22 protein-coding genes are annotated in these 23,318 nt (G+C 54.3%); 18 read left to right on the plus strand and 4 right to left on the minus strand.

Annotated features, from left to right (window positions below):
* The first annotated feature begins 49 nt into the window (after window positions 1-49).
* A complete protein-coding gene (locus tag VW41_07645) occupies window positions 50-1,294 on the plus strand; it encodes a glucose-1-phosphatase (protein AJZ88908.1) in 1,245 nt (414 codons plus the stop codon).
* A gap of 198 nt (window positions 1,295-1,492) precedes the next feature.
* On the opposite strand, the gene VW41_07650 is transcribed toward VW41_07645, so the two are convergent.
* Both VW41_07650 and VW41_07655 read right to left on the minus strand, forming a co-directional pair.
* Entirely contained in the window at window positions 1,493-1,720 is a 228-nt protein-coding gene (locus tag VW41_07650) for a hypothetical protein (protein ID AJZ88909.1), read from the minus strand.
* Between the two features lie 10 nt (window positions 1,721-1,730).
* Window positions 1,731-2,327, minus strand: coding sequence for an NAD(P)H:quinone oxidoreductase (locus VW41_07655; GenBank protein AJZ88910.1), 597 nt, complete (start codon window positions 2,325-2,327; stop codon window positions 1,731-1,733).
* A gap of 376 nt (window positions 2,328-2,703) precedes the next feature.
* Here VW41_07655 and VW41_07660 point away from each other — a divergent pair, with 376 nt between their 5' ends.
* From VW41_07660 to VW41_07685, 6 genes are all read left to right on the plus strand, one after another.
* Window positions 2,704-2,877 (plus strand): stress-induced protein, encoded by a 174-nt coding sequence (locus VW41_07660; GenBank protein ID AJZ88911.1) that lies wholly within the window; start codon window positions 2,704-2,706, stop codon window positions 2,875-2,877.
* A gap of 211 nt (window positions 2,878-3,088) precedes the next feature.
* Complete coding sequence (locus VW41_07665) at window positions 3,089-3,574, plus strand: Hcp family T6SS protein CtsH1 (GenBank protein ID AJZ91900.1); 486 nt, start codon at window positions 3,089-3,091, stop codon at window positions 3,572-3,574.
* Between the two features lie 11 nt (window positions 3,575-3,585).
* A complete protein-coding gene (locus VW41_07670; GenBank protein AJZ88912.1) occupies window positions 3,586-4,029 on the plus strand; it encodes a membrane protein in 444 nt (147 codons plus the stop codon).
* The gene (locus VW41_07675; protein ID AJZ88913.1) at window positions 4,023-4,355 is read left to right on the plus strand and encodes a hypothetical protein; all 333 of its coding nucleotides are present in this window, start codon (window positions 4,023-4,025) and stop codon (window positions 4,353-4,355) included. Before VW41_07670 ends, VW41_07675 begins: the two co-directional genes overlap by 7 nt.
* Window positions 4,356-4,461: 106 nt before the next feature.
* Window positions 4,462-5,397, plus strand: a complete 936-nt coding sequence (locus VW41_07680) for a membrane protein (GenBank protein AJZ88914.1) — start codon at window positions 4,462-4,464, stop codon at window positions 5,395-5,397.
* Between the two features lie 37 nt (window positions 5,398-5,434).
* Window positions 5,435-6,076 (plus strand): transcriptional regulator, encoded by a 642-nt coding sequence (locus VW41_07685; GenBank protein ID AJZ88915.1) that lies wholly within the window; start codon window positions 5,435-5,437, stop codon window positions 6,074-6,076.
* Between the two features lie 6 nt (window positions 6,077-6,082).
* Here VW41_07685 and VW41_07690 read toward each other — a convergent pair whose 3' ends face one another.
* Window positions 6,083-6,475, minus strand: a complete 393-nt coding sequence (locus VW41_07690; protein AJZ88916.1) for a hypothetical protein — start codon at window positions 6,473-6,475, stop codon at window positions 6,083-6,085.
* Between the two features lie 60 nt (window positions 6,476-6,535).
* Window positions 6,536-10,498, minus strand: a complete 3,963-nt coding sequence (gene putA, locus VW41_07695; GenBank protein AJZ88917.1) for a transcriptional regulator — start codon at window positions 10,496-10,498, stop codon at window positions 6,536-6,538.
* Between the two features lie 426 nt (window positions 10,499-10,924).
* Here putA and VW41_07700 point away from each other — a divergent pair, with 426 nt between their 5' ends.
* From VW41_07700 to VW41_07750, 11 genes are all read left to right on the plus strand, one after another.
* A complete protein-coding gene (locus VW41_07700; protein AJZ88918.1) occupies window positions 10,925-12,433 on the plus strand; it encodes a proline:sodium symporter PutP in 1,509 nt (502 codons plus the stop codon).
* Between the two features lie 332 nt (window positions 12,434-12,765).
* Entirely contained in the window at window positions 12,766-13,599 is an 834-nt protein-coding gene (locus tag VW41_07705; GenBank protein ID AJZ88919.1) for an iron permease, read from the plus strand.
* 64 nt (window positions 13,600-13,663) lie between these two features.
* Window positions 13,664-14,788, plus strand: a complete 1,125-nt coding sequence (locus VW41_07710) for a ferrous iron transporter (protein AJZ88920.1) — start codon at window positions 13,664-13,666, stop codon at window positions 14,786-14,788.
* Between the two features lie 5 nt (window positions 14,789-14,793).
* Window positions 14,794-16,080 carry a peroxidase gene (locus tag VW41_07715; GenBank protein AJZ88921.1) on the plus strand — a complete coding sequence of 429 codons (1,287 nt, stop codon included), beginning with the start codon at window positions 14,794-14,796 and terminating at the stop codon, window positions 16,078-16,080.
* An 857-nt stretch (window positions 16,081-16,937) separates the two neighbouring features.
* A complete protein-coding gene (locus VW41_07720) occupies window positions 16,938-17,726 on the plus strand; it encodes a hypothetical protein (GenBank protein ID AJZ88922.1) in 789 nt (262 codons plus the stop codon).
* A 265-nt stretch (window positions 17,727-17,991) separates the two neighbouring features.
* Window positions 17,992-18,315 carry a PTS system N,N'-diacetylchitobiose-specific transporter subunit IIB gene (locus VW41_07725; protein AJZ88923.1) on the plus strand — a complete coding sequence of 108 codons (324 nt, stop codon included), beginning with the start codon at window positions 17,992-17,994 and terminating at the stop codon, window positions 18,313-18,315.
* 92 nt (window positions 18,316-18,407) lie between these two features.
* Window positions 18,408-19,766: a PTS system N,N'-diacetylchitobiose-specific transporter subunit IIC gene (locus VW41_07730; protein ID AJZ88924.1), complete on the plus strand. Its 1,359-nt coding sequence runs from the start codon at window positions 18,408-18,410 to the stop codon at window positions 19,764-19,766.
* A 55-nt stretch (window positions 19,767-19,821) separates the two neighbouring features.
* Entirely contained in the window at window positions 19,822-20,172 is a 351-nt protein-coding gene (locus tag VW41_07735) for a PTS system N,N'-diacetylchitobiose-specific transporter subunit IIA (GenBank protein AJZ88925.1), read from the plus strand.
* Window positions 20,173-20,183: 11 nt separating this feature from the next.
* On the plus strand, window positions 20,184-21,020 hold the full coding sequence (locus VW41_07740; protein ID AJZ88926.1) for a transcriptional regulator: 837 nt from the start codon (window positions 20,184-20,186) through the stop codon (window positions 21,018-21,020).
* Window positions 21,021-21,110: 90 nt separating this feature from the next.
* A complete protein-coding gene (locus VW41_07745) occupies window positions 21,111-22,454 on the plus strand; it encodes a diacetylchitobiose-6-phosphate hydrolase (protein AJZ88927.1) in 1,344 nt (447 codons plus the stop codon).
* Window positions 22,455-22,499: 45 nt separating this feature from the next.
* Window positions 22,500-23,261: a hypothetical protein gene (locus VW41_07750; protein ID AJZ88928.1), complete on the plus strand. Its 762-nt coding sequence runs from the start codon at window positions 22,500-22,502 to the stop codon at window positions 23,259-23,261.
* The last annotated feature ends 57 nt before the right edge of the window (window positions 23,262-23,318 follow it).

Genomic DNA, 23,318 nt, shown 5'->3' on the forward strand with positions numbered 1-23,318 from the left:
TCACAATATATTCTTCACAATTTATTAATCACTCCCTGAGGAATAAGTAATGAAGAAGAAAATTGTTGCCTCATTGCTGGCTGCCGCCTGTCTTGCCCCAGGCCTGGCGAAAGCGGACACAGTGCCGGACGGCTATCAGCTGCAGCAAGTCTTGCTGATGAGCCGTCATAATCTGCGCGCGCCGCTGGCCAACAACGGCAGCGTGCTTGAGCAGTCTACCGCTCAGGCATGGCCGGAGTGGGATGTACCTGGCGGGCAGCTCACCACCAAAGGTGGCGTGCTGGAAGTGTATATGGGGCATTACATGCGTGAATGGCTGGCGAGCCAGAACCTGGTAACCAGCGGCGAATGCCCGGCACCGGACAGCGTTTATGCCTACGCCAACAGCCTCCAGCGCACCGTCGCTACTGCGCAGTTCTTCATTACCGGGGCTTTCCCAGGCTGCGATGTGCCTGTTCATCATCAGGAAAAAATGGGCACCATGGACCCGGTGTTCAACCCGGTTATCACCAACGACTCGCCAGAGTTTAAAGCGAAAGCCGTCCAGGCGATGGAAAAGCAGCGCACTGAATATAAGCTGGCCGACAGCTACAAAATGCTGGAGCACATTGTCGGCTATAAAAACTCACCGACCTGCAAAGAGAAGCAGCAGTGTGAGTTGAACGGGCCCAAAGACGTCTTTAGCGCCAATGTGACTCAGGAGCCAGGCGTTAACGGCTCGCTGAAGGTGGGCAATGCTCTGGTCGATGCGTTCACGCTACAGTATTACGAAGGCTTCCCGATGGATCAGGTTGCGTGGGGCAAAATCAAAACGGCGGAACAGTGGCGCGTGCTTTCCCGGCTTAAAAACAGCTACCAGGACACGCTGTTTACTTCCCCGGAAGTCGCCCGCAACGTCGCGGCTCCGCTGGTGAAATACATTCAGAACGCATTAACCTCAAAAGAGGCGGCTTCCGGGCCGAAAGTGACGCTGATGGTGGGGCATGACTCTAACATCGCTTCTCTGCTGACCGCGCTGCAGTTCAAACCTTATCAGCTGCCTGGGCAATATGAGCGTACCCCGATTGGCGGCAATATTCTGTTCCAGCGCTGGCACGATAAGAACAGCAACCGCGACCTGCTGAAAGTGGAATACGTTTATCAGAGCGCCGAACAGCTGCGCAATGGCGATGTATTAACCCTGAAACACCCGCCAAAACGCGTGACGCTGCAGCTGGAAGGCTGCCCGACGGATGCCAACGGTTACTGTGCATGGGATAAGTTTAGCGAAGTGCTGAATGAAGCCGTGAAGTAAGCAGAGTCTGCCCCCGGCAGGGGGCAGATGAGTGGTACTGACACAGAGGGAAAAACGTGGTTTTTCCCTCTGTGTGATCATCAGCCAAAAATCAATAAATTGATTTTCCTCGTTTATGTTCAGCTACCCGCAGATGTTTACTCTCTTGTCTGAGGTTTTCCTGCAACCTGAACTGCCCCGACAGGGGCAGGGGAAACGTTAAACGTTTTTGCGCTCGATGGTCTGTTCGCCCCAGAAGAGCGAGTCCTTATCCGTTTTAGCAAAGGCGAGCGGCAGCACTTCGTCGCTCCCTTCCTCCCAAATTTTTTCGGCCAGCTTTTCGTCGTATTTCGCCAGCTCAAAAATGGCTTCTGCAATTTCTGGTGAGGTGTTGCGTAGACTTGCCCACTCGCCAACGTGATGGGCTTTTGCTTGTGGTGTGGTCATCACTCCTCCGTTAACCTTTCAGTTTTACCGCCAGACCTGCGACGTGCTCTCCCTGGTAGCGGGCAATTGCCAGCTCTTCCTGGCTTGGCTGCCGTGAGCCGTCGCCGCCGGCAATGGTTGTGGCACCGTAAGGCGTGCCGCCGCGGACCTGAGAAACATCAAACAACTCCTGCGCCGCATAGCCGATAGGAACAATCACCATCCCATGGTGGGCGAGCGTTGTCCAGGTGGAGGTGATGGTCTGCTCCTGGCCGCCGCCGGTTCCGGTGGAGCTGAATACGCTGCCCAGTTTTCCGTAAAGCGCGCCGGAGGCCCAAAGGCCGCCCGTTTGATCGAGGAAGGTACGCATCTGCCCGGCCATATTGCCGAAACGGGTAGGCGTGCCGAAGATGATAGCGTCGTAATCAGCCAATTCCTGCGGCGTGGCGACCGGGGCAGTGTGGGTTTTGCCCCCGGCTTTAGCAAAGGCTTCCGGGGCCATGGTTTCGAGCACACGCTTTATCGTCACTTCCGCCCCATCGACTTTTTGTGCACCTTCTGCCACGGCTTTGGCCATGGTTTCGATGTGTCCATACATTGAATAATAAAGCACCAGTACTTTAGCCATCTTGCTTCACTCCTCAGTTGAACTGCAGTTTTCCTGCACTCCTTTAAAGATATGACCTCTGGCGCAGAGTGCAAACCTGAGTGACCTTTCCTTGATACATCACAAACGCAGATGAAATTTTAACCCTGTAGCATTAGCTAACATTTAATTGGGTGTTTTTTGACCATGCATAAGAGCGGCTTATCGTCGCGGGCCATGGAGATAAATCGATAAGCTCACCGGCATGTTTCTGGATATTTCTGAATAGAAGCCTAATCGCGCCGGTGCACTAAGCTTAGACCCACGCGGTTACGTTGGCGGCAGGCCCGCCTGGCCGCGTGGTAAAACGTTCTCTTTTATTGAATGCAAGATGATGTCCTAAATCCGGAGGTTAGAAATGGCAAACCATCGTGGTGGTTCAGGTAATTTCGCTGAAGACCGTGAAAGAGCATCAGAAGCAGGCCGTAAAGGTGGCCAGCATAGCGGCGGTAACTTCAAAAACGATCCGCAGCGAGCCTCAGAAGCGGGTCAGAAAGGGGGTAAAAACAGCCACGGCAGCAAGAATAAATAGCCGTTGTTTTGTTAAGCGCCCGGCGGATTGACGCTCGCGCCGAAAGTACCCCAACCGCCGGTTAGCCGGCGGTTTTTATTGGGGTGAAAGTGGGGTTTTTGTTTATTTTTATATTTAATTCAATGCGTTAATTGAGTCGCTAATTTACTGAACACCCTAATATGTTTACACTTGCCGGTAATTAACAATGGAAACTATGGGGATTGTAAGGATGGCAATACCAGCTTACCTGTGGCTAAAAGATGATGGTGGTGCTCTCATTAAAGGTTCAGTTGATGTTGAAAATCGAGATTACTCTATAGAGATTACGTCTTTCAGTCATAACCTATACATTCCAACCGATGGCGCTACAGGGAAACTGACGGGAACGCGTGTTCATGGCGCATTAGTTTTTGAAAAGGAATTTGATAGCTCATCACCGTACTTGTTCAAGGCAGTTGCCACGGGCCAGACGCTGCGATCCGCTGAATTCAAATGGTACAGAGTTAATCATGCAGGGCAGGAGGTGGAGTATTACAATATGCTGCTTGAAGGTGTGAAGATCGTCTCAGTTACCCCGATGATGCATGATACCAAAAGGGTGATAAATACAGGTCATCTTGAGCAGGTTCAACTACGCTACGGCAAAATTACATGGCATTACCTTGACGGCAACATCAAATACTCTGATGCATGGAATGAGCGTGTAACCGGATAGGTGATAAACTGATGGATACAGTTGAAGAACTCAACGGAACGTATTTTTATAGAGGTTATTCTAACCTATCTGCTGGTGAATTATTGTTCTGGGTATTTCTCGACCAAGCAAGTGAACAGTTTGGCGTGAAAGATTTTCTGACTGTTGGTCTGATTTTATTAGGCCAGCCAGAGATAACAACGAGAGGTAAGCCTATTGGCGCGACGCCTGGAACATCTATTCTTAGTTCGCAGTTACGCCATCATCTGAATATTGAAACCAGACGCTTGCCCACGTTAACCACTGGCAGTATTAAAAGATTAAAGTTTGCCTATGTGACAAATTTGGGCGCATTCACAGGGCGGTGGATCCCTATTCTTGGGATCTTCATTGTTGCCTCTGATGTTTCAACCATTGCCTATAAAGCAACCACGAAATATAACACCATAGCAAGGGGAAAGGACAAGTTATGGTGACCGATAATGATGTAATCGCCTGGTACTGTGAGCGTTTTAATAGACCGGGCTTATTCTCCGGTAAATGCTGGCCCGCCACGATCGAAACAAGTTTAAGCACTGGCGATCATGTTTGGGCGAGTGAAACGGGAGCGGATATTATGAAAGCGTATTTCGAGCGATTTAATGTTGACCCTGCCGGTTTTGACTTTTACAAGTACTGGCCCGCTGAAACTTTCTTTTTGTTCGCGCTGTGTACCTGCGGAGGGGATGATGAGGAACCCAAACCCTTAACACTTCGTATGCTTGCAGAATCAGCCCAGGCAGGCAAATGGCTATTCGATTAGGCAAGGTCGTCTTCAGGGGCAGCTTCTTATTTTCCCATTGCAACAAAATGTGACTGGAAGCACTATAGAACATCGACTTTCACCCTCATGTTTCCGGTCTCCTCCAATGTCTGCGCCATTAAGCCGTTATAAATTCTCCGTTAAGCCGCAGGAAGCGCTGCTTATCCTCATCACTATGTTTTGGGGCGGCACCTTCCTGGCCGTGCAATACGCCATGACGATGAGCGACCCGTTTTTCTTTGTTGGTCTGCGCTTTGCCACCGCCGCCATTGCCGTGGGGCTGCTGTCGCTGAAATCGCTGCGCGGGCTGACATGGCTTGAAATCAAAGCCGGAGTGATGATCGGCGTGGCGATTGCCATCGGCTACAGTATGCAGACCTGGGGGCTACAAACGATTCCCAGCAGCAAATCCGCATTTATCACCGCGATGTACGTGCCCGTTGTGCCGCTTCTGCAGTGGGTCTGCCTTGGCCGCATGCCTGGGCTGATGTCCTGGATTGGCGTAGCGCTGGCGTTTGTTGGCCTCATTTTTCTTGCCGGGCCGGAGGGCACCAGCCTTTCGCTGGGGGCAGGGGAAATTATTACGCTTATCGGTGCCGTGGCGATTGCGGCGGAGATCATCCTGATCAGCGCCTGGGCCGGGAAAGTGGATATCAAGCGCGTGACCGTCGTGCAGCTGGCAACGGCTTCGCTGGTGTCGTTTGCGGCGATGGTTCCCGCCGGGGAAAGCGTGCCGCATTTCAGCCCTGGTCTGGTGGTGATTGCCCTGGGCCTCGGGATTTTCAGCGCCATCATTCAGGTGACGATGAATTGGGCGCAGCGCAGCGTGTCGCCGACCCGCGCCACGGTAATTTATACCGGTGAGCCGGTTTGGGCGGGGATCTTTGGCCGCATGGCGGGTGAGCGTCTCCCGGTGCTTGCGCTGGTGGGCGGGGCGTTGATCGTGCTCGGCGTGCTGGTCAGCGAGCTGAAGCTCAAGCGCAAGAAAGCGGCAAACGCGGAGCCCGGCTGGCAGGAAGATACCGAAGGCGAGGGCGTCTGAGCTATACTTCAGGTCAGCGAAAAAAAGGAGAGCTCGCATGGCCGCCGCAACTGACATTAAAACCCCTGGACGCCGCTCAAGAGCCGTCGCGGCCAAAAAGCAGGCCATTCTTGACGCAGGGCTGGCATTTTTTTCGCAGTACGGCATTCACGGAACCAGTCTTGAGCAGGTGGCCGAGCGTGCCGAGGTGTCTAAAACCAACCTGCTTTATTATTACCCTTCCAAAGAAGCGCTCTACATTGCGGTGCTAAAGCAGATCCTCGACATCTGGCTGGCGCCGCTGCGCGCCTTTCGGGAAGATCTGCAGCCGCTGGTGGCGATTGGGGAATACATTCGCCTCAAGCTTGAAGTTTCAAGGGATCACCCGCAGGCCTCTAAGCTGTTCTGCCTGGAGATGCTGCAGGGCGCGCCACTGCTAAAAGGCGAATTGACGGGGGATCTGAAAGCGCTGGTGGACGAGAAGTCGGCGATTATTGCGGGTTGGGTCGCGAGCGGCAAACTGGCGGGGATAGATCCGCATCATCTTATTTTTATGCTCTGGGCCACGACTCAGCACTACGCGGATTTTGCCAGCCAGGTTGAGGCCGTCACCGGCCATACGCTGCAGGACGAAGATTTCTTCCGCCGCACGGTAGAAAACGTGCAGCGGATGATTATTGAGGGGATTCGGGTTCGTTAATCACGCTTACTTCGGGGGGAGGACGCAGCTGACGTCACCCTCTTCGCACTCCAGAGTTCCCTTCAGCAGCTCGGTACGTTCCAGCGTTTTATCCGCCAGGCAGTTGGCGCGTACCATAGGGTAGACCGAGCCCTGTTCTGCGCCAGAACTCATGAAATCACAGTCCGCATCGCGGAAGGCAATCCACGCGTTCTGCGCTTTTTTAAGCAGCTCTTTTTGCTTGTCGGTTGCCCGGGACATCACTTCTTTGTAGGTTTTGTTCAGCCGCTCGTCCTGCTTTTTATACTCTGCGGCATAGCACTGGTTCATATCGGCCTGGGTGGCGGCGGAATCACAGCCATCGGCCATTGCGGCCCCGCTCAGCAGTAGCCCGCCAACAAGTAAACACACGCGTTTCATTTAGCTGTCCTCAAATAAAAAAAGGCTCTCAGATGAGAGCCTTCGTAGGGTAGCGGAGTGTTAACCGATTGTCATCAGACTGGCGTTACCGCCAGCGGCGGCGGTGTTCACGCTCAGTGAACGCTCCACGTAAAGACGCTCGAGCAGGATATTCGTTTCCCCACGCGCGAAGCCCTGAACGGAAACAATCGCCCCGGTGCGAGCCGCGACGGCTTCGCAAAGTTTGCGCAGTTGGTCGGAGTCGCCGTGGTAAATCACCGCCTCAAACGGCTGCTTCAACAGATCTTCCTGCTTCGCAAAATCAATCTGCTGCTGTACGACTTTAGGTAACTGTTTGGCCAGGTCGCGGTGCAGGCCGTCATCCGCCCAGAGCGCACGGCTGCCCACGCTGGTGACCGCCGCCAGCTGCACTAACGCATCGCGCTCATCGTCAGCGACGCAGAGAATACGTTCCCGCGGCAGCAGAGCGTAGGTATTGCGTTCCCCGGTCGGGCCAGGCAGCACGCGCAGCGTCCCGCTTTGTGCCAGTTCGCCAAACTGCTGGCAAACGGCTTTCAGCTCTTCGCGGTTGGTCGCCCATTCACTCAGCGCCTGATGGGCAACCTGCAGGTCGCTCTTCAGGGATGCATCCACCGGGGTTTCAGCATCGTGGCGGTTGAAGGTGGTTTGCAGCGCATTTTCCGGGCGGCTGGCCAGCAAGCGGTACAGATACAGCGGGCCGCCGGCTTTAGGGCCGGTACCGGACAGGCCTTCACCGCCGAACGGCTGAACCCCGACCACGGCGCCGACCATGTTGCGGTTAACGTACATGTTGCCGACGTGGGCGGAGCCGGTGACCTGGGCAATCGTCTCGTCGATACGGGTGTGCACGCCGAGCGTCAGGCCATACCCCGCCGCATTGATCTGCTTAATTAATGATTCAAGGTTGTTGCGGCTGTAGCGCACTACGTGTAGCACCGGACCGAACACCTCTTTTTTCATCTCGTCGAAGCTTTCCAGCTCAATAAGGGTTGGGGCGACAAAAGTGCCGGACTGCCATTCACGCGCGTCCAGGCTGTTTTCACGCACGGCCTGGAATACGGTACGGCCTTTCGCCCGCATCGCCTGGATGTGTTTCTCGATATTCTGCTGTGCCTCGGCGTCGATAACCGGCCCGATGTCGGTGGTAAGGCGGCCCGGGTTACCCATGCGGCATTCCGCCATGGCGCCACGGAGCATTTGCAGCGTGTGGTCAGCCACGTCTTCCTGCAGGCAGAGTACGCGCAGGGCGGAGCAGCGTTGTCCTGCGCTGTCGAACGCAGAGGAAACCACGTCCACTACAACCTGTTCAGTGAGCGCGGAGGAGTCCACGATCATCGCATTGAGGCCGCCGGTTTCCGCAATCAGCGGCGTTGGGCGCCCCTGAGGATCGAGGCGGTCAGCGATATTACGCTGCAGCAGAGAGGCCACTTCGGTTGAGCCGGTGAACATCACGCCGCGTACGCGTGGGTCGCCCGTGAGCTGGGCTCCGACGGTTTCACCGCGGCCAGGCAACAGCTGTAGCACGCCAGCAGGCACGCCGGCCTCAAGCAGGATAGCGACGCCCTGAGCGGCAATCAGCGGGGTTTGCTCCGCGGGCTTTGCCAGTACGCTGTTGCCGGCGGCAAGCGCGGCGGCAATCTGGCCGGTAAAGATTGCGAGCGGGAAGTTCCACGGGCTGATACAGACCACCGGGCCGAGCGGACGGTGCGTTTCATTGTCGAAGTCGTCTCGTACCTGGCCTGCGTAATAGTGCAGGAAGTCCACCGCCTCACGCACTTCGGCGATGGCGTTGCTGAAGGTTTTCCCTGCTTCACGTACCAGGATGCCGATCAACTGCTGCATGCGGCTTTCCATCATCACCGCGGCGCGTTCGAGAATAGCGGCACGTTCCTGCGGCGGGGTAGCAAACCAGATTGGCGCGTGGTTGACGGCATTCTCAAGGGCGAGTGAAACCTCCTCGCTCGTGGCTTCGCGGGTGTAGCCCACCACGTCCGTTGGCTCTGCCGGGTTTTTCACCGGCGTTAATTCGCCTTCAACAACCGGCTGTTCCAGCACAGGCGTGGCCTGCCATTTCTGTGCGGCGCTGTTCAGCAGGGCAGAAGAAAGTGAAGCCAGGCGGTGTTCGTTAGCCAAATCAAGGCCGCTGGAATTGGTGCGTTCGGCCCCATACAGCGCTTTCGGCAGGGCGATTTTAGGATGCGGTAATCCAGGCTGGCCTTCTTTGGCGGCCATGGCTTCCACTGCGCTCACCGGGTCGGCAACCAGCTCGTCCAGCGGCAGGGTTGCGTCGGCAATGCGGTTGACGAAAGAGGTGTTGGCGCCGTTTTCCAGCAGGCGACGTACCAGGTAAGCCAGCAGCGTTTCGTGCGTACCCACCGGGGCGTAGATGCGGCAAGGGCGATTCAGCTTGCCGTCGGCAATTTTCCCCACCACCTGCTCATACAGCGGCTCGCCCATGCCGTGCAGGCACTGGAATTCGTACTGGCCTGGGTAGTAGTTCTGCCCGGCAAGGTTATAAATCGCTGCCAGCGTGTGGGCGTTATGGGTTGCAAACTGCGGGTAGATAAGGTTCGGCACGGCCAGCAGTTTTTTGGCGCAGGCGAGGTAGGAGATGTCGGTGTATACCTTGCGGGTATAGACCGGGTAACCCTCCAGGCCATCGACCTGGGCGCGTTTGATTTCGCTGTCCCAGTAGGCGCCTTTTACCAGGCGAATCATCAGGCGGCGACGGCTGCGGGTCGCCAGGTCAACCAGATAATCAATCACAAACGGGCAGCGCTTCTGATAGGCCTGAATAACAAAGCCGATGCCGTTCCAACCCGCGAGTTCAGGTTCAAAGCACAGTTTTTCCAGCAGATCGAGGGAGATCTCCAGGCGATCGGCTTCTTCGGCGTCAATGTTGATGCCTACGTCATACTGGCGCGCCAGCAGCGTGAGGGACTTCAGGCGCGGGTAAAGCTCTTCCATGACGCGGTCATACTGCGCACGGCTGTAGCGCGGATGCAGGGCGGAAAGCTTGATGGAGATGCCCGGGCCTTCATAAATACCGCGGCCGTTGGACGCTTTGCCGATGGCGTGAATCGCCTGCTGGTAGGAAACCATGTAGGCCTGTGCGTCGGCGGCGGTCAGTGCGGCTTCGCCCAGCATGTCGTAGGAATAGCGGAAACCTTTTTCTTCCAGCTTGCGGGCGTTAGCCAGCGCTTCGGCGATGGTTTCACCGGTGACGAACTGCTCGCCCATCAGGCGCATCGCCATGTCCACACCTTTCCGCACCAGCGGTTCGCCGCTTTTGCTGATGATGCGGTTCAGGGAGCGGGAAAGGCTCGCTTCGTTATGGGTAGACACCAGGCGACCGGTAAACAGCAGGCCCCAGGTGGCGGCGTTCACGAACAGTGACGGGCTGCGGCCAATGTGTGAGTGCCAGTTACCGTTACTGATTTTGTCGCGGATCAGCGCGTCGCGGGTGGCTTTATCCGGGATACGCAGCAGCGCTTCCGCAAGGCACATCAGCGCCACGCCTTCCTGGGAAGAGAGGGAGAACTCCTGCAGCAGGCTCTGAACCATGCCCGCACGGCCGGAAGCCGTTTTCTGGTTGCGCAGTTTGTCGGCCAGCTGGTACGCCAGTTTTTGCGTCTGCTCGGCGATGGCCGGGGCCAGGCGCGCCTGCTCAAGGATCATCGGGACTGCGTCGGTTTCAGGGCGACGCCACGCGGCGGTAATCGCCGCCCGGCTGACGGACTGGGGCAGGATCTGTTCGGCAAAGTCGAGGAACGGTTGCGCCACTTCTTCAGGCTGAACCGGGGATTCTTCACTTTCATTGGCCGCACCGGCCAGCAGGGCTGGAAGCTCAGGCAGCTCATCGCTGCTTTCCAGACGCTCGAGGTAATTAAAGATCGCCTGCTTAATCAGCCAGTGCGGGGTGCGGTCAATGCGCGAGGCGGCCTCTTTAATACGGTCGCGCGTCGCTTCATCCAGTTTTACGCCCATCGTGGTGGTGCCCATACGACAGTCTCCAGGTTAATGATGATTCGGGGTTGTGCTTTGTTAGCCAGCAATATCTATGAAGTTGCAACTTTGTGCAACCTTGTTAAATCGAAGCCGATAACGGACTCTCAAAAAAGGTGATTTGTTACCACTGAGATAAGAAATTCGTCTGACGGAGAGCTAAGCGGAACGCTAGATTTATTGACGAAGTTAACACTTTTTAACGGTGCAACCGCTAAAAGTGTGAGTAAGTGCAACCTGGTGAAAAATGCTTGCCTAACCCGGATGCAAACGATGTAAATGCCGTGTTAAATCGTTTGTGAAAAATAAAGGGTTCCGGCAGGATGCATTCCCCATTACATCACGATAACAACACAGCGCCTCGTTCCGGCGCGAAGCAGCCTGGTCAGAGAGAGCAGGCGTAATAGCTATGGAGAAGTCTGAATGACAATTAGCACACCGATGCTGGTGACCTTCCTCGTTTATATCTTTGGCATGATTCTCATCGGCTTTATCGCCTGGCGTTCAACCCGCAGCTTTGACGATTATATTCTTGGCGGCCGCAGTCTCGGGAGCGTGGTTACCGCGCTGTCGGCAGGTGCCTCGGATATGAGCGGCTGGCTGTTAATGGGGCTGCCGGGCGCGATCTTTATCTCCGGTATTTCAGAAAGCTGGATCGCCATCGGCCTGACCTTAGGGGCGTGGATCAACTGGAAATTAGTGGCCGGGCGGCTGCGCGTTCACACCGAAGTGAACAACAATGCGCTGACGCTGCCGGATTACTTTACCGGGCGTTTTGAAGACTCCAGTCGCCTGCTGCGTATTATCTCCGCGCTGGTGATCCTGCTGTTCTTCACCATTTATTGTGCTTCCGGCATCGTGGCCGGGGCGCGCCTGTTTGAAAGCACCTTTGGCATGAGCTACGAAACGGCGCTGTGGGCCGGGGCGGCGGCGACTATCCTCTACACCTTCGTGGGCGGATTCCTGGCGGTGAGCTGGACGGATACCGTGCAGGCAAGCCTGATGATCTTCGCGCTGATTCTGACGCCGGTAATGGTGATCATTGCCGTCGGCGGCCTCGATGATTCCCTGATGGTGATTAAGCAGAAGAGCATCGAAAACGTCGATATGCTGAAAGGGCTGAACTTTGTCGCTATCGTTTCACTGATGGGCTGGGGCCTGGGCTACTTCGGTCAGCCACATATTCTGGCGCGCTTTATGGCGGCAGACTCACACCACACCATCGTGAACGCGCGTCGGATCAGTATGACCTGGATGATCCTCTGCCTGGCCGGCGCCTGCGCGGTGGGCTTCTTCGGCATTGCCTATTTTAACAACAACCCTGAGCAAGCCGGGGCGGTGACGCAAAACGGCGAGCGGGTGTTTATCGAGCTGGCACAAATCCTGTTTAACCCGTGGATTGCCGGGGTGCTGCTCTCGGCGATTCTGGCCGCGGTGATGTCTACGCTGAGCTGCCAGCTGCTGGTGTGCTCCAGCGCGATTACCGAAGATCTGTACAAAGCATTCCTGCGTAAAGGCGCGAGCCAGAAAGAGCTGGTGTGGGTAGGGCGCATGATGGTGCTGGTGGTGGCGCTGGTGGCTATTGCCCTTGCCGCTAACCCGGAAAACCGCGTGCTGGGCCTGGTTAGCTACGCCTGGGCCGGTTTTGGCGCAGCGTTCGGTCCGGTTGTGTTGTTCTCTGTGATATGGTCACGCATGACCCGCAACGGGGCACTGGTGGGCATGATCGTCGGAGCGGCTACCGTTCTGGTCTGGAAGCAGTTTGGCTGGCTGGGGCTGTACGAAATTATCCCTGGTTTTGCCTTCGCCAGCCTGGCGATTGTGGCGGTGAGCCTGCTGGGCAAAGCGCCGTCAGCCTCCATGCAGAAGCGTTTCGCCGAGGCCGATGCGGTTTATCACACCGCGCCGCCGAGCAAGCTGCAGCCTGAGTAACAGGCAATGATTTACAAGGGCCGGGTCATCCGGCCCTTTATAGGTTGCTGACAAAGAGGAAAAAAGCGTGGTTTTTCCCTCTTTGTGATTATCAGCCGATAATCAATGAATTGATTTTCCTGTTTTTTTTAACGAGCCGTCTGATATTTCTTCTCTCGTCAGAAGTTTGTCATCAGTCTGAAGGGCCGGGTCATCCGGCCCTTTTTACATCTGGTCATAAATATGTAACCCCCGTCTCTTGTTTTTCTTTCCAGCGCTAATGATAATCACAATCGTTATGGTTTACTTTTCTTTACGTCAATTGACTTGTATTCACATCTGAGGTGTCAGGCATGTTTGTTCCGTTTCTCATCATGTTACGCGAAGGGCTGGAGGCTGCGCTCATCGTTAGCCTGATTGCCAGCTATCTGAAGCGTACCCAGCGCGGCCAGTGGATAGCCGTGATGTGGATTGGCGTTTTCGCCGCCGCAGCGCTTTGCCTGGGCCTCGGTATCTTTATCAATGAAACTACCGGCGAGTTCCCGCAGAAAGAGCAGGAGCTGTTTGAGGGCATAGTGGCGGTAATCGCCGTGTTTATCCTGACCTGGATGGTGTTCTGGATGCGTAAAGTGTCCCGCAACGTCAAAGTGCAGCTGGAGCAGGCGGTGGATAATGCGCTGCATAGCAAAGGTAACCACGGCTGGGCGCTGATCATGATGGTCTTTTTCGCCGTGGCGCGCGAAGGCCTGGAGTCGGTGTTCTTCTTGCTGGCGGCTTTCCAGCAGGACGTCGGTATTTGGCCGCCGCTGGGGGCGATGCTCGGCCTGGCTACAGCCATTGTTTTAGGTTTCCTTATCTATTGGGGCGGGATTCGTCTCAACCTCGGCGCATTCTTTAAATGGACGAGTCTGTTTATTCTGCTGGTGGCCGCAGGTCTTGCTGCCGGTGCCGTTCGCGCATTCCACGAAGCCGGGCTGTGGAACCACTTTCAGGACATCGCATTCGATATGAGCAACACGCTCTCGACCCACTCGCTGACCGGCACCTTGCTGGAGGGGATTTTTGGTTATCAGGAAACCCCAACCGTTAGCGAAGTGGCGATGTACTTCATCTATCTGATTCCTGCGCTGGTGCTGTTCTTTATGCCGCCACGCGTGGACAACCAGGCGACCAATACGGCTCGTTAATTTATTTCCGGCGGGCCATCCCGCCGTTTAGTGATAACTACTCATTGCTTAATAGGGATAGGTCATGACCAAACATTTTCGTCTGAAGGCACTGCACGTTGCGCTGCTCGCGCTTGTCTCTTCCACGTTTGCCGCGCAGGCGGCGGATATTCCCCAGGTAAAAGTCACCGTCACGGATAAACAATGTGAGCCGATGAATGTGACCGTGAACGCCGGGAAGACCCAGTTCATTATTCAGAACAACAGCCAGAAAGCGCTGGAGTGGGAGATCCTGAAAGGGGTGATGGTGGTCGAGGAGCGCGAGAACATCGCGCCGGGCTTCTCGCAGAAACTGACCGCCAACCTGCAGCCGGGTGAGTACGACATGACCTGCGGTCTGCTGACCAACCCGAAAGGCAAGCTGGTGGTGAAAGCGACCGGCAAACAGGAAGCACCTAAATCCGATCTTCTGGCATTGACTGGCCCAATCACTGAATACAAAGCCTATGTGACCGCCGAAGTAGCGGAGCTGGTCAAAGGCACCAAAGCCTTTACCGATGCGGTGAAAGCCGGTGATTTAGAGAAAGCCAAAGCGCTGTATGCACCAACTCGCCAGCATTACGAGCGTATTGAACCGATCGCCGAGCTGTTCTCCGATCTGGACAGCAGCATTGATGCCCGTGAAGACGATTTCGAGAAAAAAGCGGATGATCCTAAATTCACCGGCTTCCACCGTCTGGAGAAAATTCTCTTTGGCGACAACACGACCAAAGACGCCGCGCAGTTTGCTGACAAACTGAACGCTGACGTGCTGGATCTGCAGACTCGCGTTTCTGAGCTGGCGTTCCCGCCGAGCAAAGTGGTTGGTGGTGCGGCCGGTCTGATTGAAGAAGTTGCGGCGACCAAAATCAGCGGCGAAGAAGATCGTTACAGCCACACTGACCTGTGGGACTTCCAGGCGAACGTCGACGGCGCGCAGAAAATTGTTGACCTGCTGCGTCCTCAACTGACCAAAGAGGATCCGGCGCTGCTGGCGAAAGTGGATGCCAACTTCAAGAAAGTTGACGCCATTCTGGCGAAATACCGCACCAAAGACGGGTTTGAAACCTACGACAAGCTGACTGACGCTGACCGCAAAGCCCTGAAGGGGCCAATCACTACGCTTGCGGAAGACTTGTCTCAGCTGCGTGGCGTGATGGGTCTGGACTAAGCATCATGAGTGATAAGGACAATACCGGCGCGCACCAACCGGCGCGCCGCCAGCTTCTGAAAACACTGGGCGCCCTTGGGGGCGCTTTTGCCGTGGGCGGCGGTTGCCCGATGGCGGCCCATGCGGCGAATCCGGCCTCTTCACCGGGTACGCTGCCGCCGGATGGTCGTCTGGAAAGCCAGCCGCTGTACGGTGAGCACCAGGCCGGTATTCTGACGCCTCAGCAGGCCGCCATGATGCTGGTCGCGTTTGACGTACTGGCCAGCGATAAAGCCGACCTTGAGCGCCTGTTCCGCCTGCTAACCGCGCGCTTTGACTTCCTGACCCACGGTGGCCCGGCGCCGGATACGCCAAATCCACGGTTACCGCCGATGGACTCGGGCATCCTTGGGGCAGAAATTTACCCGGATAACCTGACGATCACGGTTTCCGTCGGCAGTTCACTGTTTGATGAGCGCTTTGGTCTGCAAAAGCAGATGCCGAAAAAGCTACAGCAAATGACCAGCTTCCCGAACGATTCACTGGATGCCGGCCTGTGCCATGGTGATTTACTGCTGCAAATTTGCGCCAACACCAATGACACGGTGATCCACGCGCTGCGCGATATCATCAAGCACACACCCGATCTCCTCAGCGTGCGCTGGAAGAGGGAAGGGTTTATCTCCAACCACGCGGCGCGCAGCCGGGGGAAAGAGACGCCGATCAACCTGCTGGGCTTCAAAGACGGCACGGCGAACCCGGACAGCCATGATAAGCCGCTGATGGATGACGTGGTGTGGGTGACCAGGCAACAGCAGGAGCCAGCCTGGGCTACCGGCGGCAGCTATCAGGCCGTGCGTATTATTCAGTTCCACGTCGAGTCCTGGGACCGCACGCCGCTGAAAGAGCAGCAAACTATCTTCGGACGTGACAAGCACAGCGGGGCGCCGCTGGGCATGAAAAATGAGCACGATGTACCGGACTACGCCGCCGATCCTGATGGCAATGTCATCGCGCTCGATGCCCATATCCGCCTGGCAAACCCCAGAACCAAAGAGACGCAGTCGGGGCTTATGATGCGTCGAGGCTACAGCTATTCGCTGGGAGCCACCAAATCCGGCCAGCTCGATATGGGGCTGCTGTTCGTCTGTTACCAGCACGACCTTGAAAAGGGGTTCCTGACGGTGCAGGGCAGGCTGAACGGTGAGGCGCTGGAAGAGTACGTGAAGCCGATTGGCGGCGGGTATTTCTTCGCGCTGCCCGGCGTGCAGGATAAGCAGCATTATTTGGGGCAGGGGATGATTGAGGCTTAATTATTGCTTTGGATCTCTTCTGAAGAGATATCTGTTACACCTCAATTGTTCCGTTCTCCCTTAGATCGGTTTCCCCTGCACGTTCCGAGACGGTGAACGTGCAGGGGGATAACGCCATTTCGTCTGACAACCCCCGGCACCCGGCGAGCTCATCGCCGCTGAAGCGGTAAGCCCACCGGCCATCACAAACATTCGGGGTTGATGAGAGCCTGACATAATTCTTCCCCTCACCCCGGCCCTCTCCCCATAGGGGCGAGGGAGAAAAAATGACACTTAGCCGTTCTTTCAGAGTGCGGGTTAAGCAGAGATGCTTTTCCGATGGAAACAACTTAATCCTGATGCCCCTCATTTTTCATTTGCTAACAATTCACCGCCCTTATTATTCATTACAATTCCCTATGGCTATCCCGCTGATATATTTCTGTAATATTGATGTGCGAAAACAGTATCCAGCAGCGGATTGCGATTAGACGTTACTTAAAAGTGAAATTTATGTTGCATTTTGGGTGGCGTTTGTTGTACTAAAAGTATGAGCGGTAGTTCCCTGCTGTGACGTTTAATCACTACGGAGATCGCGAATGGTTGGGTCCTGTACTGGACGGTTACTTAAACACTTTACCCGCACTACCCAGCGCGGAGGCCTCTCCTCCGGCTTCGCTATCTTCACCGCTAAATTTCCCCATTCAGAGTCAAATCAGCGTCCTAACGGTGCGTCAGGCAACGTTTCGCGTTCGCTTAACGCACCCTCTCAACCGGCAGTTAATGGCTTACAAGGAAGCCAAACCTCATCCGTTAGTGGGCATAATCGCGCCTGTTCAGGCGGCGCGGGAAATGAAACCAACTGTAAGGTGCCATCCATGGGAAGACAGAAAGCTGTGATCAAAGCTCGTCGCGAAGCAAAACGTGTGCTGAGACGGGATTCGCGTAGCCACCGGCAGCGTGAAGAGGAATCGGTCACCACGCTTGTGCAGATGAGCGGCGTAGAATCTATAGGCATGGCGCGCGATAGCCGCGACCATTCACCTATCGAAGCGCGCAATGAAGCTCAGGCGCACTATCTTAATGCCATCGAGAAAAAGCAGCTGATATTTGCTACCGGCGAAGCCGGCTGTGGCAAGACGTTTATCAGCGCGGCGAAAGCCGCTGAGGCCCTGATACATAAGGATGTTGACAGGATTATTGTTACCCGTCCGGTGCTGCAGGCCGATGAAGATCTCGGCTTCCTCCCCGGAGATATTTCAGAGAAGTTCGCCCCCTATTTCCGCCCGGTGTATGACATCCTGGTGCGACGTTTAGGGTCGTCTTTTATGCAGTACTGCCTGCGACCTGAGATTGGTAAGGTTGAGATTGCGCCGTTCGCCTATATGCGCGGACGTACTTTCGAAAATGCCGTGGTTATTCTGGATGAGGCGCAGAATGTCACCGCAGCGCAAATGAAAATGTTCCTCACCCGCCTCGGGGAAAACGTGACGGTCATCGTCAACGGCGATATCACTCAGTGTGATTTACCTGCGGGCGTACCGTCCGGTTTAAGCGACGCGCTTAACCGTTTTGAAGAGGATGACATGGTTGGTGTTGTTCGCTTTGGCAAGCAGGATTGTGTGCGTTCGGCACTGTGTCAGCGCACGCTGAACGCCTACGACTGACGGTCTTCAACGATTTAGACAAAAGCCCAAACTTCGGTTTGGGCTTTTTTATTTGCGCGAATTATTTGGCCAAACTGTGAAGAGGGTCATAACGCCAGGTCAAGGAGAGACAATTTATGAGACCCAGGAATTATCTCTCTTCAGAAACCATGCCGTATACTTTCCTCAAGCAGAGACAATAGTCTCTATCCACAAACCCGCTTTGGAACAGCAACAATACGCCACGGAAGTCCGTTACAGCGTATTGAGACTTGAGGAACAACTTATGCAAAAGAAAAAAATTTACCTGTTCTGCTCCGCTGGGATGTCAACCTCGCTGTTAGTGACCAAAATGCGAGCGCAGGCCGAAAAGTATGAAGTTCCGGTAGAAATTGAAGCCTTCTCTGAGTCTTTAGCCAGCGAGAAAGGAAAGCACGCGGACCTGGTGTTACTCGGGCCACAAATTGCCTACATGCAGGCAGATATCAAGAAATTGTTGCCCACCAAGCCTGTAGAAGTTATCGATTCTGCTCTGTACGGTAAAGTCGATGGGCTGGGTGTGTTGAAAGCGGCTGTGGCAGCAATTAAGAAAGCAGCGGCCGAGAGTTAATTTTTTATTCTTGTTTTGTTTAATTTTCCGTCAAAGAGCGACTTACACCTACAGCCGTAATAGCAATTACGGCTTTCAAGGATATTTATAATATGAGTAAAGTCATTGATTCACTTGAGAAGGTTCTCCTGCCTTTTGCTGTAAAAATAGGAAAGCAGCCTCACGTTAATGCCATTAAAAACGGTTTTATTAAATTAATGCCATTAACCCTCACTGGGGCAATGTTTGTTCTGATCAACAACGTATTCCTGAGCTTCGGCGCAGGATCATTCTTCTACTCGTTAGGCATCCGTTTAGACCCCGAGACCATTGAAACCCTGAATGGGTTTAAAGCTATCGGCGGCAATGTGTACAACGGTACGTTGGGCATAATGTCGCTGATGGCACCTTTTTTCATTGGTATGGCGCTGGCTGAAGAAAGAAAGGTTGATCCTTTGGCTGCGGGCTTATTATCCGTAGCAGCCTTTATGACCGTTACGCCATATAGCGTGGGCGAAGCCTATGCCGTGGGCGCCAACTGGTTAGGCGGCCAGAATATTATTTCCGGTATGATTATCGGTCTGGTTGTCGCGGAACTGTTCACCTTTGTGGTGCGTCGGAACTGGGTTATTACCCTGCCAGACAGCGTGCCGGCCTCGGTATCCCGTTCGTTCTCGGCATTAATTCCAGGTTTCCTGATTCTGTCTATCTTCGGGATCATCTCCTGGGCGCTGTCTCACTACGGCAGTAACTTCCACCAGATCATCATGGACTCCATTTCGACTCCGCTGGCGTCAATGGGGAGCGTGGTTGGCTGGGCATATGTAATTTTCAACTCCCTGCTGTGGTTCTTCGGTGTTCACGGTTCTCTGGCGCTTACCGCACTGGATAACGGCATCATGACCCCATGGGCGCTGGAAAACGTGGCGCTGTACCAGCAGTACGGTTCTGTCGAAGCTGCTATCGAAGCGGGCAAACAGTTCCACTTCTGGGCAAAACCAATGCTCGACTCCTACATCCTGCTGGGTGGTTCTGGTGCGACGCTGGGTCTGATCATCGCTATCTTCATCGCTTCACGCCGCGCCGATCACCGTCAGGTGGCTAAGCTGGCGCTGCCGTCAGGCATCTTCCAGATTAACGAACCGATTCTGTTTGGTCTGCCGATCATCATGAACCCGGTGATGTTCATCCCGTTTGTGGCGGTACAGCCGATTCTGGCCGCTATCACCCTGATTGCGTACTCCATGGGCATTATTCCGCCGGTAACCAACCTGGCACCGTGGACCATGCCTACCGGCCTGGGCGCCTTCTTCAACAGTAACGGCAGCGTCGCCGCTTTGCTGGTGGCGCTGTTCAACCTGGGTGTCGCAACGATGGTGTACATGCCGTTCGTTATCCTGTCCAACAAGGCACAGGCGGTAATTGAAGAAGAAGAAAGCGAAGAAGATATCGCTAACGCACTGAAATTCTAAGTTCAGCCGGGGGAGGGAATGCCTCCCCCGTTTTCAGAATCCGGGGAGCACTATTATGTTTGATTTAGATAATGTTGTTGAAACTGAAGTCGATGTGGACGACCTCGAAGAAGTCGTGATGGGATTAATCATCAATTCAGGGCAGGCCCGTAGCCTTGCCTACGGCGCGCTCAAAAAGGCCAAACAGGGCGACTTCGCCGGAGCCAAAGAGATGATGAGTCAGTCTCGTGCCGCGCTGAACGAAGCGCATCTGGTGCAGACTAAGCTGATTGAAGGCGACCAGGGCGAAGGCAAAACCAAAGTGAGCCTGGTGCTGGTTCACGCTCAGGATCACCTGATGACCTCGATGCTGGCTCGTGAGCTGGTCACCGAGTTGATTGAATTACACGAAAAAATGGACAAGTAGCAGGTCAGCATATGCAGCCAGAGATAGACAATATGGAAATAAACATTGTTCGTGAAAGCCAGCTGTTTAACGGCAAGTGTTTCCATGCGTTTATCTACACCAAAGAAGAGAGCGTGAGCGGGCTGCACCAGCATGATTACTACGAATTCACGATTGTGTTGACCGGACGCTACTACCAGGAAATTAACGGTAAACGTGTGCTGATGGAGCGAGGTGATTTCGTCTTTATCCCGGTCGGTTCCCATCATCAGAGTTTCTATGAGTTTGGCGCGACCCGGTTATTTAACGTTGGGATTAGTCAGCAGTTTTTTGAACAGCATTATATGCCGCTGTTGCCGTCCCACCTGGTGGCCTCACAGGTTTATCAGATTAAGGATGAATTCCTGGCGTTTATGGAATCGGTTATTGCCTCGTTTAATTTCCGCGAAGGGGAGTTTAACGAGTTTCTCGAAATGGTGAGCTTTTATGTTGTCAATCGACTGCGCCATTATCGAGAGTCGGAAAATCAGGATGATATTCCATTGTGGTTAAAATCCACCGTTGAAGGGATGCACGACAAAATGCGTTTTGGTGATAAAGCCTTATTAAACATGGTTGCGCTTTCGGGTAAGTCGCAGGAGTATTTAACGCGCGCCACGCAGCGCTATTATGGCAAAACACCGATGCAGATTATTAATGAAATCCGCATTAACTTTGCCAAGAAACAGCTGGAGATTACTAACTCATCGGTGACCGATATTGCCTTTGAGTCCGGCTATAGCAGCCCCAGTATGTTTATTAAGAACTTTAAGAAAGTCACCTCTTTTACGCCAAATAGTTATCGGAAAAAATTGTACAGCATTAATTAAGGTGCTGGTTAACGACCACGGTCAATATTGTATTTTTATTAGTTTATTCAATTTTCTAAATACGGCGCGTGGCGCTGTACGGGAGCCTATATGACTAAGAAATTAAAAGTTGTTACTATCGGTGGCGGCAGCAGCTATACCCCAGAATTACTTGAAGGTTTTATTAAGCGCTACCATGAATTACCGATTACCGAACTTTGGCTGGTGGATGTCGAAGCCGGTAAAGAAAAGCAGGACATCATTTTCAATCTTTGCCAGCGTATGATTGAGCACGCCGGCGTGCCGATGACGGTACACAAAAGCCTCGACCGCCGTGAAGCGCTGAAAGACGCGGACTTCGTGACCACCCAGCTGCGCGTGGGCCAACTGAAAGCGCGTGAACTGGATGAGCGTATTCCGCTGAGCCACGGCTATCTCGGCCAGGAAACCAACGGCGCAGGCGGCCTGTTCAAAGGGCTGCGCACCATTCCGGTGATTTTCGACATCATCAAAGACGTACAGGAAATTTGCCCGGATGCCTGGGTTATCAACTTCACCAACCCGGCCGGTATGGTGACCGAAGCGGTATTCCGCCACACCAATTTCAAAAAATTCATTGGCGTGTGCAACATCCCTGTTGGCATGAAGATGTTTATTACCGACGTGCTGAAACTTACCCCGGAAGATGACCTGGGGATCGATCTCTTTGGTCTGAACCATATGGTGTTCATCAAAGATGTGCTGGTGAACGGTGAGTCCCGCTTTGCTGAACTGCTGGACGGCGTGGCCAGCGGCAAACTGAGTGCAAACTCGGTGAAAAACATCTTCGATATGCCGTTTAGCGAAGGGCTGATTCGCTCCCTGAACCTGCTGCCGTGCTCTTACCTGCTGTATTACTTCAAGCAGAAAGAGATGCTGGCCATCGAAATGGGCGAGTTCTACAAAGGCGGCGCGCGCGCTTCCGTGGTACAGAAAGTCGAAAAACAGCTGTTCGAACTTTATAAAGACCCTAACCTGGATGTGAAACCGAAAGAGCTGGAACTGCGCGGCGGGGCTTACTACTCTGACGCCGCGTGCGAAGTGATCAGCGCTATCTACAACGATAAGCAGACTGAACACTACGTGAACATTCCTCACCACGGTCACGTGGACAACATTCCGGCTGACTGGGCTATCGAGACGACCAGTATCATTGGGCGTGATGGCGCGAGACCACACCCGCGCGTGACTCACTTTGACGAGAAAGTGATGGGGCTGATTCATACCATCAAAGGTTTCGAAGTGGCTGCAAGCCAGGCGGCGCTGAGCGGTGAGTTCAACGACGTGCTGCTGGCGCTGAACCTGAGCCCGCTTATTCACTCGGACAAGGATGCGGAAGTCATTGCCAAAGAGATGCTGCTTGCCCATAAAGCCCATCTGCCAAACTTTGCGAAAGCTATCGAAAAACTGGCTTAATGTCTTGCCCTCCCCGGACGGGGAGGGCCACTCAAGAGGGATGCTATGGATCGCTTACTGATTATTAATGCCGATGACTTTGGCCTGAGTAAGGCGCAAAACTACGGCATTATCGAAGCGTTTCACCACGGCGTGGTGACGTCAACCACCGCGATGGTTAATGCTGAAGCCATTAAACACGCCGCCGGACTATGCGCTCGCTACCCGGGGCTGGGGGTCGGCATGCATTTTGTGCTGACGTTGGGACAGCCGTTGACCAACATGCCGGTTCTGACTCGCGAAACAGGCGTGCTGGGTAAGTGGATTTGGGAAATGGCGGAGCAGGGGCAGCTTGCCCTGGATGAGATCAAGCGTGAGCTTGAAAGCCAGTATCAGCGCTTTATCGAGATTTTTGGTATTGAGCCAACCCATCTTGATAGCCACCATCATGTACACATGATCCCGGAAATTTTCCCTGTTGTTGCGTCATTTGCCAAAGCGAAAGGTATTCCGCTGCGTGTCGATCGGGATGCCGCCACCCGGGATAATATTTCACTGGCTGGGGTGCGGACTACGCAAGGATTTAGCAGTGAGTTCTACGGCGACGCGATTTCAGAAAACCTGCTGCTGGAGTGCGTGGATGCCTCGGCTAAGCGGCAGGAAGCTTCGCTGGAAGTGATGTGCCACCCGTCGTTTGTGGATAACACGTTGTTGAAAAGCAATTACTGCTACCCACGCCTTGCGGAGCTGGAAGTACTGACTTCCGCCGCGCTGAAGTACGCTATCGCTGAAAGGGGCTACCGGCTGGGCACCTTCCGCGACATCTAATTATCTGTTCGTATTTCAGCCCATCGTCGATAAGGTGTATTATAGTTGCACCTTATC

The sequence above is a fragment of the Klebsiella michiganensis genome, from assembly GCA_000963575.1.
Classification (GTDB): domain Bacteria; phylum Pseudomonadota; class Gammaproteobacteria; order Enterobacterales; family Enterobacteriaceae; genus Cedecea; species Cedecea michiganensis_A.

Excerpts from the sequence above, each read along its gene's own strand:
- VW41_07645 (AJZ88908.1), top strand. The coding sequence starts at position 50 with ATGAAGAAGAAAATTGTTGCCTCATTGCTGGCTGCCGCCTGTCTTGCC.
- VW41_07650 (AJZ88909.1), bottom strand. The coding sequence starts at position 1,720 with ATGACCACACCACAAGCAAAAGCCCATCACGTTGGCGAGTGGGCAAGT.
- VW41_07655 (AJZ88910.1), bottom strand. The coding sequence starts at position 2,327 with ATGGCTAAAGTACTGGTGCTTTATTATTCAATGTATGGACACATCGAA.
- VW41_07660 (AJZ88911.1), top strand. The coding sequence starts at position 2,704 with ATGGCAAACCATCGTGGTGGTTCAGGTAATTTCGCTGAAGACCGTGAA.
- VW41_07665 (AJZ91900.1), top strand. The coding sequence starts at position 3,089 with ATGGCAATACCAGCTTACCTGTGGCTAAAAGATGATGGTGGTGCTCTC.
- VW41_07670 (AJZ88912.1), top strand. The coding sequence starts at position 3,586 with ATGGATACAGTTGAAGAACTCAACGGAACGTATTTTTATAGAGGTTAT.
- VW41_07675 (AJZ88913.1), top strand. The coding sequence starts at position 4,023 with ATGGTGACCGATAATGATGTAATCGCCTGGTACTGTGAGCGTTTTAAT.
- VW41_07680 (AJZ88914.1), top strand. The coding sequence starts at position 4,462 with ATGTCTGCGCCATTAAGCCGTTATAAATTCTCCGTTAAGCCGCAGGAA.
- VW41_07685 (AJZ88915.1), top strand. The coding sequence starts at position 5,435 with ATGGCCGCCGCAACTGACATTAAAACCCCTGGACGCCGCTCAAGAGCC.
- VW41_07690 (AJZ88916.1), bottom strand. The coding sequence starts at position 6,475 with ATGAAACGCGTGTGTTTACTTGTTGGCGGGCTACTGCTGAGCGGGGCC.
- putA (AJZ88917.1), bottom strand. The coding sequence starts at position 10,498 with ATGGGCACCACCACGATGGGCGTAAAACTGGATGAAGCGACGCGCGAC.
- VW41_07700 (AJZ88918.1), top strand. The coding sequence starts at position 10,925 with ATGACAATTAGCACACCGATGCTGGTGACCTTCCTCGTTTATATCTTT.
- VW41_07705 (AJZ88919.1), top strand. The coding sequence starts at position 12,766 with ATGTTTGTTCCGTTTCTCATCATGTTACGCGAAGGGCTGGAGGCTGCG.
- VW41_07710 (AJZ88920.1), top strand. The coding sequence starts at position 13,664 with ATGACCAAACATTTTCGTCTGAAGGCACTGCACGTTGCGCTGCTCGCG.
- VW41_07715 (AJZ88921.1), top strand. The coding sequence starts at position 14,794 with ATGAGTGATAAGGACAATACCGGCGCGCACCAACCGGCGCGCCGCCAG.
- VW41_07720 (AJZ88922.1), top strand. The coding sequence starts at position 16,938 with ATGGGAAGACAGAAAGCTGTGATCAAAGCTCGTCGCGAAGCAAAACGT.
- VW41_07725 (AJZ88923.1), top strand. The coding sequence starts at position 17,992 with ATGCAAAAGAAAAAAATTTACCTGTTCTGCTCCGCTGGGATGTCAACC.
- VW41_07730 (AJZ88924.1), top strand. The coding sequence starts at position 18,408 with ATGAGTAAAGTCATTGATTCACTTGAGAAGGTTCTCCTGCCTTTTGCT.
- VW41_07735 (AJZ88925.1), top strand. The coding sequence starts at position 19,822 with ATGTTTGATTTAGATAATGTTGTTGAAACTGAAGTCGATGTGGACGAC.
- VW41_07740 (AJZ88926.1), top strand. The coding sequence starts at position 20,184 with ATGCAGCCAGAGATAGACAATATGGAAATAAACATTGTTCGTGAAAGC.
- VW41_07745 (AJZ88927.1), top strand. The coding sequence starts at position 21,111 with ATGACTAAGAAATTAAAAGTTGTTACTATCGGTGGCGGCAGCAGCTAT.
- VW41_07750 (AJZ88928.1), top strand. The coding sequence starts at position 22,500 with ATGGATCGCTTACTGATTATTAATGCCGATGACTTTGGCCTGAGTAAG.